Below are 14,654 nucleotides of genomic sequence, written 5' to 3'. Positions count from 1 at the left end.
CTAGCGAAGCTTGGAGAGGGGGGCGACGCCAGCGGACGCAAAACCCCCTCTCAACTTCGGCTAGGCAGCAAGCTGCCAAGCCTTCGTATCTCTCCCTCAAGGGGAGAGAATATGATCCTTACCTATGTCCGCAATCGGTCGAAACCAGTCGCGACTCACCCATCCAGTGGCGGCGCCCCTGTTGCGGCGACCATGCGTTCGCCGTCGATGACGATCGGGCTGGCGACGCCGTCGATCGACGCGCCCTCGGGGCGAAAGCGCATGCCGCGCGCGATCACCTGCGGGTCGGCGAAGACGCCGGCGAGATCGTTGATCGGCCCCGCGGGCACGCCCTCGGCTTCGAGCGCGAGCGACAGCGGCTGCGCGTCCCACGTCGCGATCTTCGCCGCGAGCAGCGGGATCAGCTCGGCGCGGTTCGCAAGCCGCGCGGCATTGGTCGCGAAGCGCGGATCGCCGCCCCATTCGGGTACCCCCAGGATCGCGCAAAGCTTCCGATACTGGCCGTCGTTGCCGACCGCGATCACGAGTTGGCCGTCGGCAGTGGCAAAGACCTGATAGGGTACGACATTGACATGGGCATTGCCCATCCGCTTCGGCACCGCCCCGCTCGCGAGATAATTGGCGGCCTGGTTCGCGAGCACAGCGACCTGCGAATCGAGCAGCGCCATGTCGACATGCGCGCCGCCCCCGTCTTTGGCCCCCGTGGCGTCACGACGCCGCAGCGCCGCGAGGATCGCGACGGTCGCATACATGCCGGTGAAGATGTCGGCATAGGCGATCCCCGCCTTTTGCGGCGCGCCGTTGGGTTCGCCGGTCAGCGACATGAAGCCGCTCATCGCCTGAACGATATAGTCGTAGCCTGCGCGGTGCGCATAGGGCCCGGTCTGGCCGAAGCCGGTAATCGAGCAGACGACCAGCCGCGGGAAACCGACGCGCAGCCGCGCCGGGTCGAGCCCATATTTGACGAGCCCGCCGACCTTGTAATTCTCGATCACGACATCGGCATCGGCCAGCAGCGCGCGCACCTCGGCCTGCCCACCGGCGCTCGCGATGTCGATCGCGACGCTGCGCTTGCCGCGGTTGCAGCTATGATAATAGGCCGCGCCGAGATTGGCGCCGTCGGCTCCCGTCACGAACGGCGGCCCCCATTCGCGCGTGTCGTCGCCGCCGCCCGGCCGCTCGACCTTGATGACCTCGGCGCCGAGGTCGGCGAGCAGCTGCCCGCTCCACGGCCCCGCGAGCACGCGCGCGAGTTCGACGACGCGGATGCCCTCCAGCGGCTTAGGCAAAGGCGCTGATCCCGGTGATCGCGCGGCCGAGGATCAGCGCGTGGACGTCGTGCGTGCCCTCATAGGTGTTCACCGTCTCCAGATTCACCGCGTGACGGATGACGTGATAGTCGGCCGAAATGCCGTTGCCGCCGTGCATGTCGCGCGCGACGCGGGCGATGTCGAGCGCCTTGCCGCAATTGTTGCGCTTGAGCAGACTGATCGCGTCGGGAACCAGCCGACCTTCGTCGATCAGCCGCCCGACGCGGAGCGCGGTCTGCAGCCCCATCGCGATTTCGGTCAACATGTTCGCGAGCTTCAACTGCACGATCTGGTTCGCCGCGAGCGGACGCCCGAACTGCTTGCGCTCGAGCGTGTAATTGCGCGCCGCCTCGTAGCAGAATTCGGCCGCGCCCATCGCGCCCCAGCCGATGCCGTAGCGCGCGCGGTTGAGGCAGCCGAACGGTCCCTTGAGTCCCGAAACGTGCGGCAGCAACGCATCCTCGCCGACCTCGACCCCGTCCATGACGATCTCGCCGGTGATCGAGGCGCGCAAGCTGACCTTGCCCTCGATCTTCGGCGCCGACAGGCCCTTCATCCCCTTTTCGAGCACAAAGCCGCGGATCGCGCCGTCGTGCGCGTCCGATTTCGCCCAGACAACGAAGACGTCGGCGATCGGCGCGTTGGTGATCCACATCTTCGCGCCCTTGAGGCGATAGCCGCCTTCGATCTTCTCGGCGCGGGTGCGCATCCCGCCGGGGTCGCTGCCCGCGTCGGGTTCGGTCAGGCCGAAGCAGCCGACGAGCTCGCCCGAGGTCAGGCCGGGCAGATATTTGCGCTTCTGCTCCTCGCTGCCATAGGCGTTGATCGGATGGATCACGAGCGAGCTTTGCACCGAGCAGGCCGAGCGATAGCCCGAATCGATCCGCTCCACCTCGCGCGCGATCAGGCCGTAGCTGACGTAATTCAGCCCCGCGCCGCCATACTCGGGATCGATCGTCGCGCCGAGCAGCCCGAGCTGGCCCATTTCGCGCATGATCTCGCGGTCGAACCGCTCTTCAAGAAAGGCCGAGGTGACGCGCGGCAGCAGTTCGCCCTCGGCATAGGCGCGCGCGGCGCCCTGGATCATCCGCTCCTCTTCGCTAAGCTGGTCGGCGAGCTGAAGGGGGTCGAACGGATCGAGCGTTTCGATGCGCTGCGGATCGGCGAGGGCCATGGGTCGCGCTTTCTGTTGGACGCGGCCCTGTTGGGAGACGCGTTACGGGGTGGTCGTGCCCGACGCGCGGGCCGCGGCGACGGCGGGACCGTCGCGCGGCTCCAATATCGCCGCGGTCTCGATCAGGTCAAGCGCGCGCCGCGCCTCGTTATAGCGACGCGCATCGATCAGCCACTCGCCCGCCGCCGCCGCGCCGGGCATCGCCTCGACCTCGGTGATCGCCTTGTCCGCCATGCCGCTTGTCAGATAGCGGCGCGCGCGGTCGAGCCGTTCGGTCGCGCGCGGCGATTGCGTGCCCGCGGGCCGCACCACGAACAATTCGCCGAGCTCGCGTTTGAGGCCCGTCCACAGACTGCCCTTGTCGCCGTTGCGCCCGACAAGTTCGGGCGCGATCGCGTCGAGGTCGGCGCGAAGCTGTTCGAGCGTCACCGGCTCGCGCGAGGTTTCGATGATCGTCTTCACCGCATTGGGCTGATCGTCGCCAAAGCGGAGGCGAAGCTGTGCTTCGAGATAGCCGAGCGACAGCCCGCGATCGAGCGCGCGGCGCACCGCGAAGGCGACGAGCAGCCCCTCGGCGCGCGAGGCATTGCCCGAGGCCGATTCGGCCTGGAGGGTGATGCGCGAGAGGCGCTGTTCGAGTTCGGCGACGCGCGCGGCCAACGCATCGGCGCCGTCGACCGGCGCGACGACCACCGGTGCCGGCGGGCTGTTCGCGCTGTCGGTCATCGCCTTCAGCACCCCGCCGGGCGCCGGCGTATCGACCACGCGGGTCACCGGTGCCGCGTCGCCGGCGAGCCAGCGGCTCATCGCCCAGCCGCCACCGACAATGCCGACGATCAGCAGGACGACCGCACCGATGAAGAGCGCGCGCAACGAAAGCCTTTTCACCGGGGCTTCGCCGCCCGCCGGCGGAGCCCGTTCGATGCTGTCGATTGTCATGTGTCTCTTTCGAACGACCCTGTCAGCGCCCCTTGTGGCACAAAGCAGACGCTTCTGCCAACATCGCCGCGTCATCGGGGCGGGCGGCGACCGCCTTTTCGGCCCAGCCCTCGCCCGCGGCGGACGCGGCGGCGGCGCTGATCGCCAGCAAGGTCAAATGCTTACGCTCGCCGCCAACCAGTTCGGCAATCCGCGCCGCGCCGCGCGCCGAATGCGCCATCAGCACCGCGGGCGCAGCGACGAGCGCGTTCCATTCGGGCGGCGGCGGGGTTGGATCGACGGCATAGACCGGAAGCGGCGCGATCGCGATTCCCGCAGCATTGAAGGTCGAGCGGTCGCGCCCGCACAGCCAGAGCAGCCGCGCGGGCCCCTGTGGCGCCATGGCGTCGACCAGGCCCTGACCGTCGCCGGGCCCGGTGACGGCGACGGTCAGCCCCGCGGCGCGCGCGGCCGCCGCCGTTGCCTCGCCCACCGCCCAGACGGGCAGCGCCGCCAGCGCGGCCAGACCCGTCCCGCCGAGCCGCGCCGCCTGCGCGCTCGTCAGCAGCAGCGCGTCGAACGCAGCGGGGTCGGGCGGCGACCAGGCCAGCGCGCGCGCCCCGAACAACGGCATGTGTCGCGCATCGAGGCCGGCCGCCTGCGCCCGCGCGACGGTCGCCGCGCCGCCGGGGTCGGCGCGGGTGACGACGAGCGGCAGATCGCCGGTCATGCCGTGAACAGGCGCCGCACCGCATCGGGCGCGTCATCGAGCAGCCGGTGCGCGAGCGCCTCGGCATCGCCTTCGCCGGTCACGATCGCATGGCCCGCGACATGGTCGGCACCGTCCTCCGAATAGATTTCGGCATCGAGCCGCAGGGCGCCACCACCCTGCCAGTGCGCGTGCGCGGCGACGGGCGAACGGCAGTCGCCGCCGAGCGCCGCGAGCAAAGCGCGCTCGGCCGCCACCGCGCGGTGCGTCGGGCCATGATCGACCGCCGCGAGCAGAGCGCGCGTCGCCGCATCGTCGGCGCGCGCCTCGATACCGATCGCGCCCTGCGATGCCGCCGGAAGCAGCAGGCCGATCGGCTGCGTCCGCCCGATGTCGTGCATCGCGAGCCGTTCGAGCCCGGCGGCGGCGAGCAGGGTCGCATCGGCATCGCCCGCGGCGAGCTTGGCGAGCCGCGTCTGGACGTTGCCGCGCAGCAGCACCGGAACGAGATCGGGGCGGATCCGTTTCACCTGCGCCGCGCGGCGCGGGCTGCTCGTCCCCAGCCGCGCACCGTGCGGCAGATCGGCGATCGTCGCCGCCTCCACCCCCTCGCGCAGCACCAGCCGGTCGCGCGGGTCGGCGCGTTCGAGCATTGCGCCGAGCGCAAAGCGCGGATCGCGCAGCGTCTCGACATCCTTCAGGCTATGCACCGCCATATCGATCGCCCCGGCATCGAGCGCAGCGTCGAGTTCGCGCGTCCACAGCGCCTTGCCCCCGACCTCGGCCAGCGCGCGGTCCTGAATGCGATCGCCGGTGGCGGTCATCGGCACGATTTCGAGCGCTTCGGGCGCCAGATCATGCGCTTTCATCAGCGCGGCGGCCGCCAGATGCGCCTGCGCCATCGCCAGCGGCGAGGCACGGGTGCCGATGCGGAGCGGGTTTGCGGAGGTGGGAAGCGGGATCGAGGCCATGCGCGCTGCTAGCGCGGCTTGCTCTCTCGATAAAGGGGGGGGTAAAGGGCGCGCAACAATATGACTCTTATCCTCGGCCTCGAATCGAGCTGCGACGAAACCGCGGCGGCGCTCGTCGACAGCGAACGGCGCATCCTCGCGCACCGCGTCGCGGGGCAGGAGGCCGAGCATCAGCCCTATGGCGGCGTCGTCCCCGAAATCGCGGCGCGCGCGCATGTCGACCGGCTCGCGCCGATCGTCGAGGGCGTGCTTGCCGACGCGGGCGTGTCGCTCGCCGATGTCGACGCGGTGGCCGCGACCGCGGGGCCGGGGCTGATCGGCGGGGTGATGGTCGGGCTCGTCACCGGCAAGGCACTCGCGCATGCGGCGGGCAAGCCGCTGATCGCGGTCAATCATCTCGAAGGCCACGCGCTGAGCCCGCGGCTCGCCGACCCGGAGTTGCAATTTCCCTATCTGCTGCTGCTCGTCTCGGGCGGCCATTGCCAGTTGCTGCGCGTCGAAGGCGTCGGCGCCTATCGCCGCCTCGCGACGACGATCGACGACGCCGCGGGCGAAGCCTTCGACAAGACCGCGAAGCTGCTCGGGCTCGGCTATCCCGGCGGGCCGGCGGTCGAGCGCGTCGCAAAGAACGGCGATCCGCGCGCGGTGCCGCTCCCGCGTCCGCTCGTCGGTAGCGCCGAGCCGCATTTCTCCTTCGCCGGACTCAAGAGCGCGGTCGCGCGCGCCGCCGCTTCGGGCGAGCATGGCACCGCCGACCTCGCCGCCTCCTTTCAGCAGGCGGTGGTCGATTGCCTCGTCGATCGCAGCCGCATCGCGCTCGCCGCCTGCCCCGATGCCACGGCGTTCGTCGTCGCGGGCGGGGTCGCCGCGAACGGCGCGATTCGCAGCGCGCTGACCGATCTCGCCGCGCGCTTCGACAAGCCCTTCGTCGCACCGCCGCTGTGGCTCTGCACCGACAATGGCGCGATGATCGCCTGGGCAGGCGCCGAGCGTTTCGCCGGGGGGCTGACCGACCCGCTCGACACCGCGGCGCGGCCGCGCTGGCCGCTCGATCCCGAAGCCGAGGCGGTGCGCGGCGCCGGAGTGAAAGCATGACGTCATATAGAAGCTTCGGGGTGGTCGGCGGCGGCGCCTGGGGCACTGCGCTCGCACAATTGCTGGCCGCCGAGGGCGCGCCGGTGCGCCTTTGGGCGCGCGAGGCAGAGGTGGTCGCGGCAATCAACGCCGAACATCGCAACCCACTGTTCCTGCCCGACGCCAAGCTGTCGCCTTCGCTCGCCGCGACCGGCGCGCTCGCGGATCTTGCGGCGTGCGACGCGCTGCTCGTCGTCGTCCCGGTTCCCTTTCTGCGCGCGGTGCTGGCCGACCTGCCCGGCGGCGACGCGCCGCTGATCTTTTGCAGCAAGGGCATGGAGGCGGGGAGCTTCGCCTTCCCGATCGATATTGCGCGCGATATCTGCCCCGCCCGGCCGCTGGCGGTGCTGTCGGGCCCGACCTTCGCGCACGAAGTCGCGGCCGGCCTGCCGACCGCGATCACGCTGGCCGCCGCCGACGCCGCGACCGCCGAAGCGCTGGCGCAGGCGCTCGCCCGCCCGCATTTCCGCCCTTACGTGTCGACCGACATGATCGGCGCCGAGATCGGCGGCGCGGTCAAGAATATCCTCGCGATCGCCTGCGGCATCGTCGATGGTGCCGGACTGGGGCTCAACGCACGCGCGGCGCTGATCAGCCGCGGATTCGCCGAAATGACGCGCTTCGGGCTGGCGCGCGGCGCCGAGGCCGAAACGCTGGCGGGACTCGCCGGGCTCGGCGACCTCGTGCTCACCTGCACTTCGTCCAACTCGCGCAATTTCGCGCTGGGTCAGGGATTGGGGCGTGGTGCCGAGGCGGCGGCGCTGATGGCCGACCGCCGCACCGTCGCCGAAGGCGCGTTCAGCGCCCCGGTGATCGCCGCCGCCGCCCGCGCCGACGGGATCGAGATGCCGATCACCGACGCCGTCGCGCGGCTCGTGGCCGGCGAGATTCGCGCGGGCGAAGCCATTCAGGCTCTGCTCAGCCGCCCGCTGCGACCCGAGGGGCGATGACCCGCCTATCGCAATTGCCTGCCTCCCCCGCGCGCGCTAGACTGATCGGCGGGGAACAGCAGAAGGGGCGCGAGGCTTGAGCCAGACGGACAGCGCAGCCGCGCACAGCCCCGCAGCCGCCGCGCCTGGATTGGCCCCGGAACAGGCGGATGCCGACACCGCCGCGCTCGCCAAGGGCGGGCGCACCAATTTCCTCGGCTTCATCATGCGCCTCGTCGCACGCCTGCCCTTTCTCTATTTTGCCGGACGCTGGTACGGGCCCGAAGCGGTCGGGCGCTTCGCCTTTGCGGTGCTCGTCATCGAACTCGTCGCGCAGCTCGCGACCCTGGGCCTCAAGCGCGGCCTCGCCGAACAGTTAAGCGCCGAGGGCGCCGATCATCGCCACGTCGTGTGGGACGGCATGTTCGTCGCTTTCCTTGCCTCGGCGGTGGGTTCGGCGATCCTGCTGCTGCTGCCGAACATCATGTTTCCGGCGGGGGACATCGACAGCACCGATCGCTGGATGGCGCTGCTCGTCTTCGCGATCGCGGGCACCGACGTCGCGCTCGCCGCCTGCGCTTACCGCTTCGATATCGGCGCGACGGTGCGCGCGCGCGCGGTGGTCGAGCCGTGGGTGATCAGCGTCGCCGCCGCCGGTTTCTGGTATGTTTCGCCGCGCGACGGGCTGATGCTCTCCTATGCCGCGGCGATGGTCGGCGCCTTTCTGACCGCGCTGGTCCCGATGATCCGCCATTATGGCGGCCCCGGCGTCTGGCGGCCGCAGCCGTCCTATCTGATCATGGTCGCGCGCCGCAACGCGCCGCTCGCCGCCGCCGACGCGATCGAATGGGGGACACGCCGCCTCGACCTGTTCATCCTCGGCCAGTTCACCTCGCCGACGATCTACGGCATCTATTATATGGCGCAGCAGGTCGCGTCGCTGCCGCAAAAGCTCAAGACCAGTTTCGAGCCGATCCTCGGCCCGGTGATCACCCGCAATCTCGCCGAAAACCGGCTGGGCGCCATCGCGGCGCAGGTCAGCCAGGTCGGCTTCTGGATCATCGCCGCGCAGGCGGGGATCGCGCTCGCGCTCGGCATTCCGGGCGAAGCGGTGATGGGGCTCGTCGGGCCGCAGTTCGTCGGCGGCGCGGGGGCGCTCGCCTTCCTGCTCGCGGCCGAAGTGGTCGCGGCGACCGCCGTCGTTAGCGAAGCGGCGCTCGTCTATGTCGCGCGCCACCGCAACCTGCTCATCAGTCTCGCGACGCTCGCGTTGCAGGCGGTGCTCAGCGTCGCGCTGATCCTCGTCGCGCGGTCGATGGGGCTCGACCCGATCACTTATGCGGCGGCGGTCGCGCTGGCGCTGATGCTCGCGCTCGGTTTCGCCTCGGTGGTCAAGGCGCGGCTGCTCGCGAAACTGCTCGGCGCGCCGGTGAACAGCCTGCGCTGGGCGCTCGTCTGGGCGACCGGAGGCGCCGCAGTGCTCGGCTGGGGGGCGACGAAGCTTCCCGAATGGGCCGAGCTGCTCGTCGGCGTTCCCGTCATCCTCGGCATTTATGCCTGGCTGATCTGGACGCGCGGCTTCGGCCCCGCCGACCGCGCGCTGTTCCGCAAGCATCCGGAGGGGACGGAAACCGACACTTAGGGCGCGCTTCTCTTGGTGTGTCCCCGCGAAGGCGGGGACCCAGAGCTCCAGTCCCCGGCATTTGCGTAATGACGCTCTGGGCCCCCGCCTTCGCGGGGGAACAGGATCCTATTATAGGAGGATCAGCTCAGCCGCTCGGCGATTTTCGCCTCGAGGTCGGTTTGTGCACGCGGGCCGACCTGCGCGATGATCTCGCGCGCGCAGACCGCACCCATCGTCAGGCAATCGGCGATGCTGCGCCCTTGCGCCTGACCCGCCAGGAAACCGGCGGCGAACAGGTCGCCGGCGCCGGTGGTGTCGACGACCTGATCGATCGGCTCGGCCGGAACCGCGGTGCGCTCGCCGTTCGTCACCGCGACCGCGCCCTTTTCGCTGCGCGTCACGACGAGCAGCGGCACGCCGGCCGCGACGCTGGCCAGCGCCGTCTCGAAGTCCTGTTCCTGCGCGAGTTCGAGCAGCTCCGCCTCGTTCGCGAACAGAATATCGATCTCGCGTGCCGCGATCATGCGGCGGAAATCCTCGCCATGCGCCGCGATGACGAAGGTGTCGGACAGGGTGAAGGCGACACGGCGGCCCGCCGCGCGCGCGAGTCCGATCGCTTCGGCCATCGCCGCGCGCGAGGCGTCGGCGTTCCACAAATAGCCTTCGAGATAGAGGATGTCGGCATCGGCGATCAGCGCCGGGGCGAGCGATTCGCGGCCCAGATTCTGCGACGCGCCGAGGAAGGTGTTCATCGTCCGCTGTCCGTCGGGGGTAACGAAGATCAGGCAGCGCGCGGTCGGGTCGCCCTCGGCGAGCGGCGGCGTCTCGAAGGCGACGCCGAGCGAGGTCAGGTCGTGGGTGAAGACCTGGCCGAGCTGGTCGTCGGCGACCTGGCCGATGAAGGCGCAGCGCCGGCCAAGCGCCGCCATCCCGGCGAGCGTGTTTGCCGCCGAGCCGCCCGACATCTCGACCGCCGGTCCCATCGCCGCATAGAGCCGCGCCGCCTCTTCGGCGTCGATCAGCCGCATAGAGCCCTTCGCCAGACCCTCGGCCTCAATCAGCGCGTCGTCGGCGCGGGCAATCACGTCGACGATCGCATTGCCGATCGCGATGACATCGAAACGGGCGGTGGAGGCCATGAAAATTCCTGTGCTGGATGGGAAAAGCTGCGCGCGCCTTTAGGGGGCACTGCCCCTCAAGGCAAGCACGGCGCTTGACGCGGCGCCCGTCGCCGCGCCATCCCCGGCGCATGGCCCGCGCCGTCCACGCCCTGCTGCTCGCGCTCCGCGACCTGCCGCATCCGCGCGTGCTGCGCGTGCTGGCGGCAAGCCTCGCGCTGACGCTGCTGATCTTCGCCGGCGCCGGCGCCGCGATCTTCTTCGCCGCGCGCTGGGTGCTCGAACATTGGAAGTGGCTCGATGGCGCCACGCTCGACATGGCGGGCGTGTTCGTCATGCTGCTGCTGATCGCGGCGAGCTGGCTGCTGTTCCGCGCGGTCGCCATCCTTGTCGTCGGACTGTTCGCCGACGGCATTGTCGCCGACGTCGAGGGGCGCCACTATCCCGCCGCCGCGGCGCGCGCAGTGCCGGTCAGCTTCGCCAAGAGCCTGCGCCTCGGCCTCGCCTCGGTCGGCCGGCTGGTCGCGGTGAACCTGATCGCGCTGCCCTTCTATATCGTGTTGCTGTTCACCGCGGTCGGCGCGCCTTTGCTCGCTTTCGTCCTCAATGCGGCGCTGCTCGGCCGCGATCTCGAAGCGATGATTCTCGCACGCCACCCCGACCGGCCGCGCCTCGGCCGCAGTGCGCGCTGGTCGCTCGGCGCACTGTCCGCCGCAAGCTTTCTGGTGCCCGTCGCCAATCTGTTGGCCCCCATCGTCGGCGCGGCTATGGCCGTCCACCTGTTGCATCTGAGGGATGGGGAAGAATGACGAGACATATCAGGCTGATCGCCGTCGCGATGCTCGCCGCCACGCTCGGCGGCTGCGCGGGGGCCGCCGTGCCGCGCCCGGCCCAGCCCGCGGTGCGCCCCGCGCCGCCGCCGACCCCGCCGCGCATCACCCAGAACAACAGCCTGGTCGGGCACGCGGCGAACGCCGCGCTGTCGTTGTTCGGCAAGCCCCGGCTCGACGTCAAGGAAGGCATGGGGCGCAAGCTGCAATTCGCGGGATCGCCCTGCATCCTCGATATCTATTATTACGCGCCGAAGCAGGGCGCCGAGCCGGTCGCCACCTATGTCGACGCCCGCACCCCCGACGGGCGCGACGCCAATGTCGATAGCTGCATCAGCGCATTGCGGCGATAAAGGCCCGTCATTGCGAGGAGCGTAGCGACGAAGCAATCTCCAGCCATCGGCTTCGCGTAACGATAGCTGGAGATTGCTTCGCTTCGCTCGCAATGACGAGACATCATGACGTCAATTCGGCGAGCGCCCATGCCGCCGCGTCGGCAACCATCGGCGATTCGTCGCCGGTGAGTTCCTCCAGCCGCCGGGTAAACGTCCGATCGCCGCTGTTTCCCGCCGCGACCGCCGCGTTGCGGACCATGCGGTTGCGGCCGATGCGCTTGATCGGAGACCCCGCGAAGACCTGTCGGAACCCCGCATCGTCAAGCGCGAGCAGGTCGGCGAGCGACGGCGCCGCCAGTTCGGCGCGCGGCAGGAAGGCGCGGTGGCGCGCGGCGGTATCGGCGAACTTGTTCCACGGGCAGACCGCAAGGCAATCATCGCAGCCATAGATGCGATTGCCCATCGCACGGCGCAGCTCGACCGGGATCGGCCCGTCATGCTCGATGGTGAGGTAGGAGATGCAGCGCCGCGCATCGACGCGGTAGGGCGCGGGAAAGGCCTGCGTCGGGCAGGCGTCCTGGCAGGCGGTGCAACTGCCGCAGCGGTCGCGCCCATAGGCCGACGGCGCGAGGTCGAGCGTCGTGTAGATCGCCCCCAGGAACAGCCAGCTGCCATGTTCGCGGCTGACCATATTGCTGTGCTTGCCCTGCCAGCCGAGCCCGGCGGCGGCGGCGAGCGGCTTTTCCATCACCGGCGCGGTGTCGACGAATACCTTGACCTCGGCCCCCGGCGCCTCGGCGACGAGCCAGCGCGCGACCGCCTTCAGCGCTCGCTTGACGACGTCATGATAGTCAGCGCCCTGCGCATAGACCGAAATGCGGCCGCGGTCGGGAGCGCCCGCCAGCGCGAGCGGGTCCTGCGCGGGCGCATAGCTCATGCCCAGCGCAATCACCGAGCGGACCTCGGGCCACAGTCCCCGCGGCGACCCGCGCTGTCCGGCGCGGCTTTCCATCCAGATCATGCCGCCATGGCAACCCTCGGCGAGCCATTGGTTCAGCCGCGCCGCGGTTTCGGGCGCCGCATCGGCGCGCGCGATCCCGAACGCCGCAAAGCCATGCTCGCGCGCCACGACTTCCAATCGCTCCTCCAGCGCAGGCAAGGCTTCGGCAACCATTGGCGCTCTATACGCGACCGTCGCCTTCGTGCCATAGTCCGGTGAAACCGCATGTCAGGGACCAGCATTTGACCGAGTATAGCGTCGAGGCGACCGGCCTCACCAAATATTTCGACAGCTTCACGGCGGTCGACCATGTGTCGCTGCAAGTTCCGGCGGGCTGCATTTACGGCGTGCTCGGTCCCAATGGCGCGGGCAAGACGACCAGCCTGCGCATGATGCTGGGGATCGTCGATCCCGACGAAGGGACGAGCCGGCTGCTCGGCGGCCACCGGCCGCAGGCGGTGCGCCACCGCATCGGCTATCTTCCCGAGGAGCGTGGCCTCTATCCGGGGATGAAGGCGCGCGAGGCGATCGCCTTCATGGGCGCGCTGCGCGGGCTCGATTGGTCCGAGGGGCGGCGGCGCGCCGCGACCTTCATGACCGAACTCGGGCTCGAACGCGTGATCGACGAGAAAATCCGCAAGATGTCGAAGGGCATGGCGCAGATGGTTCAGCTCATCGGCTCGATCGTCCATGCCCCCGACCTGATCGTCCTCGACGAGCCTTTCTCGGGGCTCGACCCGGTCAATCAGGAGCGGCTCGAAACGCTCGTGCGGCGCGAACAGGCGCGCGGCGCGACGATCCTTTTCTCGACCCACGTCATGGCCCATGCCGAGCGCCTCTGCGACCGGCTGGCGATCATCGCGCGTTCGGCGCGGCGCTTCGAGGGAACGGTCGACGAGGCGCGCGCGCTGCTGCCGATGCAGGTGCGCTATACGCCGCGCGACGGCAGCGACGCGGTCGCCGCGCTGCTTCCCGCCGGCGCCGAACGCCGCGGCGAAGCCTGGCATTTCGCGATCGAGGACAGCGCGGTCGAGCCTTTGCTCGCGCGCATCACCGCCGGCGGCCACGGCGTCGCGGGCCTGTCGATCGCACGTCCGGCGCTGCACGACGCCTTCGTCCACATCGTCCGCCAGGTCGACGCCGGTTTCGACGGCGACCCCGAAGAAGGCGCGATCGAGGAGGACGCGGCATGACTCCTTTCCTTCGCAATCTGCTCGTCATCGCGCGCCGCGACTTTCTGGCGATCGTCGCGACGCCGACCTTTCTCCTCTTTCTGCTCGCGCCTTTGTTCATGGTCGGCATGGGATTGGTGGGGGGCATGGGCGCCTCGCAGCTCGCCGACAGCGCGCGCGGCGCGGGCCGCATTGTCGCCATCGCCGACGCCGCAGATGTCGAGGCGCTGCGCGCGGCCGACACAAGCCTGCGCGCCGCGATGCCGCGCGAGCCGGCGACGCTCGAAATCCGCCTCGCGAGCGCGTCGCTCGATCCGGTCGCGGTGGCGCGCGAGAAAGGCAGCGACACCTATGCGGTGATGAGCGGCCCGCTGACCGCGCCGCGCATCGTCGAGCGCGAAGCGAACAGCAGTTCGGGCCGCTATCTCGCGCTGATCGCGGGTGAAGTGGTGCGCGGCCGGGTCGCCGGCGCGCCGCCGCCGGTCGCGCCGCATTTCGAGGCGCTCACCCATGGCGGAACAAGCATCGCGGCGCAGCAATCGCTGGGATTCGGCGCAGTATTCGTCATCTTCCTCGTCACCCTGCTGCTCGCCGGCCAGACGGTGAGTTCACTCGCCGAGGAGAAAGGCAATAAGGTGATCGAGATACTCGCCGCCGCGGTGCCGCTCGAAAGCGTGTTCCTCGGCAAGCTGCTCGGATTTCTCGGCGTCGCGATATTGTTCATCGCCTTCTGGCTCCTCGTCGCGATCGCCGGCGGCTTCGTCGCGGCGACGCAATTGGACCCCGCCGCCATCGCCGCCGCGGGCAAGCCCGCCGCCGCGCTTGCGGTCGCCCCGGCGAGCGGCTGGCCGTTCTTCATCGGGGTCGGCTTTGCCTATTTCGTCATGGCGTTCCTGCTTTTGGGCGCGGTGTTCCTCGGCGTCGGGGCGCAGGCGGGGACGGTGCGCGAGATTCAGATGCTCAGCCTGCCGATCACCATTTTTCAGGTCGGCATGTTCAGCCTGTCGGCCGCCGCCGCCAGCGCGCCCGGCTCACGCCTCGCGACCTTCGCGCAGATATTCCCCTTCTCCTCGCCCTTCGCGATGGCGGCGCGCGCCGCGACCGACGAAGGCCATGGCATCCACCTGCTCGCGCTCGGCTGGCAGGCGATCTGGGTCGCGCTGGTGGTCTATCTGTCGGTCCGCCTCTTCCGCGCAGGCGTGCTCAGCGGCGGCAGCGGCTGGAAAGTCTGGAAGCGGAAGCGGGCCTGAAGGCGGAGGCGGCGACGGCGGGTTTCGACCGACTGCGGCCCTTGATCCTCCCTGCGGCGCAGCCGTGGGGAGGGGGACCGCCGCGAAGCGGTGGTGGAGGGGCCGCGACGGTTGCGCCAAGGGCCCCTCCGTCAGCGCTTCGCGCTGCCACCTCCCCATCGCTGCGCGACAGGGAGGATC

General features: G+C 70.1%; 14 protein-coding genes. 7 read left to right on the top strand and 7 right to left on the bottom strand.

The window, feature by feature from the left end; genetic code table 11:
* Nucleotides 1-155 precede the first annotated feature (155 nt).
* From VHO04_RS14690 to hemC, 5 genes are read right to left on the bottom strand one after another with little or no spacing between them, the layout of a single operon-like run.
* On the bottom strand, nt 156-1,289 hold the full coding sequence (locus VHO04_RS14690) for a CaiB/BaiF CoA-transferase family protein (RefSeq protein ID WP_329628982.1): 1,134 nt from the start codon (nt 1,287-1,289) through the stop codon (nt 156-158).
* Nucleotides 1,282-2,484: an acyl-CoA dehydrogenase gene (locus tag VHO04_RS14685; protein ID WP_329628981.1), complete on the bottom strand. Its 1,203-nt coding sequence runs from the start codon at nt 2,482-2,484 to the stop codon at nt 1,282-1,284. The genes VHO04_RS14690 and VHO04_RS14685 overlap by 8 nt, the downstream gene beginning before the upstream one ends.
* A gap of 42 nt (nt 2,485-2,526) precedes the next feature.
* Nucleotides 2,527-3,423 carry a hypothetical protein gene (locus tag VHO04_RS14680; protein ID WP_329628980.1) on the bottom strand — a complete coding sequence of 299 codons (897 nt, stop codon included), beginning with the start codon at nt 3,421-3,423 and terminating at the stop codon, nt 2,527-2,529.
* Nucleotides 3,424-3,445: 22 nt separating this feature from the next.
* On the bottom strand, nt 3,446-4,132 hold the full coding sequence (locus VHO04_RS14675; RefSeq protein ID WP_329628979.1) for a uroporphyrinogen-III synthase: 687 nt from the start codon (nt 4,130-4,132) through the stop codon (nt 3,446-3,448).
* Nucleotides 4,129-5,082 carry a hydroxymethylbilane synthase gene (hemC, locus tag VHO04_RS14670; protein ID WP_329628978.1) on the bottom strand — a complete coding sequence of 318 codons (954 nt, stop codon included), beginning with the start codon at nt 5,080-5,082 and terminating at the stop codon, nt 4,129-4,131. The genes VHO04_RS14675 and hemC overlap by 4 nt, the downstream gene beginning before the upstream one ends.
* Nucleotides 5,083-5,142: 60 nt before the next feature.
* Between hemC and tsaD the strand changes: the two genes are divergently transcribed.
* From tsaD to VHO04_RS14655, 3 genes are all read left to right on the top strand, one after another.
* Entirely contained in the window at nt 5,143-6,177 is a 1,035-nt protein-coding gene (gene tsaD, locus VHO04_RS14665; protein WP_329628977.1) for a tRNA (adenosine(37)-N6)-threonylcarbamoyltransferase complex transferase subunit TsaD, read from the top strand.
* A complete protein-coding gene (locus VHO04_RS14660) occupies nt 6,174-7,166 on the top strand; it encodes an NAD(P)H-dependent glycerol-3-phosphate dehydrogenase (RefSeq protein WP_329628976.1) in 993 nt (330 codons plus the stop codon). Before tsaD ends, VHO04_RS14660 begins: the two co-directional genes overlap by 4 nt.
* Before the next feature lie 76 nt (nt 7,167-7,242).
* Entirely contained in the window at nt 7,243-8,787 is a 1,545-nt protein-coding gene (locus VHO04_RS14655; RefSeq protein WP_329628975.1) for a lipopolysaccharide biosynthesis protein, read from the top strand.
* Nucleotides 8,788-8,909: 122 nt separating this feature from the next.
* Here the strand turns inward: VHO04_RS14655 and VHO04_RS14650 are convergent, their stop codons facing one another.
* The gene (locus tag VHO04_RS14650; RefSeq protein WP_329628974.1) at nt 8,910-9,908 is read right to left on the bottom strand and encodes an adenosine kinase; all 999 of its coding nucleotides are present in this window, start codon (nt 9,906-9,908) and stop codon (nt 8,910-8,912) included.
* Nucleotides 9,909-10,018: 110 nt separating this feature from the next.
* Here VHO04_RS14650 and VHO04_RS14645 point away from each other — a divergent pair, with 110 nt between their 5' ends.
* The gene (locus tag VHO04_RS14645; protein ID WP_329628973.1) at nt 10,019-10,696 is read left to right on the top strand and encodes an EI24 domain-containing protein; all 678 of its coding nucleotides are present in this window, start codon (nt 10,019-10,021) and stop codon (nt 10,694-10,696) included.
* On the top strand, nt 10,693-11,070 hold the full coding sequence (locus tag VHO04_RS14640) for a hypothetical protein (protein WP_329628972.1): 378 nt from the start codon (nt 10,693-10,695) through the stop codon (nt 11,068-11,070). Before VHO04_RS14645 ends, VHO04_RS14640 begins: the two co-directional genes overlap by 4 nt.
* 103 nt (nt 11,071-11,173) lie before the next feature.
* Here the strand turns inward: VHO04_RS14640 and queG are convergent, their stop codons facing one another.
* Nucleotides 11,174-12,226 carry a tRNA epoxyqueuosine(34) reductase QueG gene (gene queG, locus VHO04_RS14635; RefSeq protein ID WP_329628971.1) on the bottom strand — a complete coding sequence of 351 codons (1,053 nt, stop codon included), beginning with the start codon at nt 12,224-12,226 and terminating at the stop codon, nt 11,174-11,176.
* 68 nt (nt 12,227-12,294) lie between these two features.
* Here queG and VHO04_RS14630 point away from each other — a divergent pair, with 68 nt between their 5' ends.
* Both VHO04_RS14630 and VHO04_RS14625 read left to right on the top strand, forming a co-directional pair.
* Complete coding sequence (locus VHO04_RS14630; RefSeq protein WP_329628970.1) at nt 12,295-13,245, top strand: ABC transporter ATP-binding protein; 951 nt, start codon at nt 12,295-12,297, stop codon at nt 13,243-13,245.
* Nucleotides 13,242-14,474 carry an ABC transporter permease gene (locus VHO04_RS14625; protein ID WP_329628969.1) on the top strand — a complete coding sequence of 411 codons (1,233 nt, stop codon included), beginning with the start codon at nt 13,242-13,244 and terminating at the stop codon, nt 14,472-14,474. The genes VHO04_RS14630 and VHO04_RS14625 overlap by 4 nt, the downstream gene beginning before the upstream one ends.
* Nucleotides 14,475-14,654: the final 180 nt, after the last annotated feature.

Source organism: Sphingopyxis sp. (genome assembly GCF_036261875.1).
Classification (GTDB): domain Bacteria; phylum Pseudomonadota; class Alphaproteobacteria; order Sphingomonadales; family Sphingomonadaceae; genus Sphingopyxis.
Note: the sequence above shows the minus strand (reverse complement) of the source record. Positions and strands in the feature narration are given on the sequence as shown.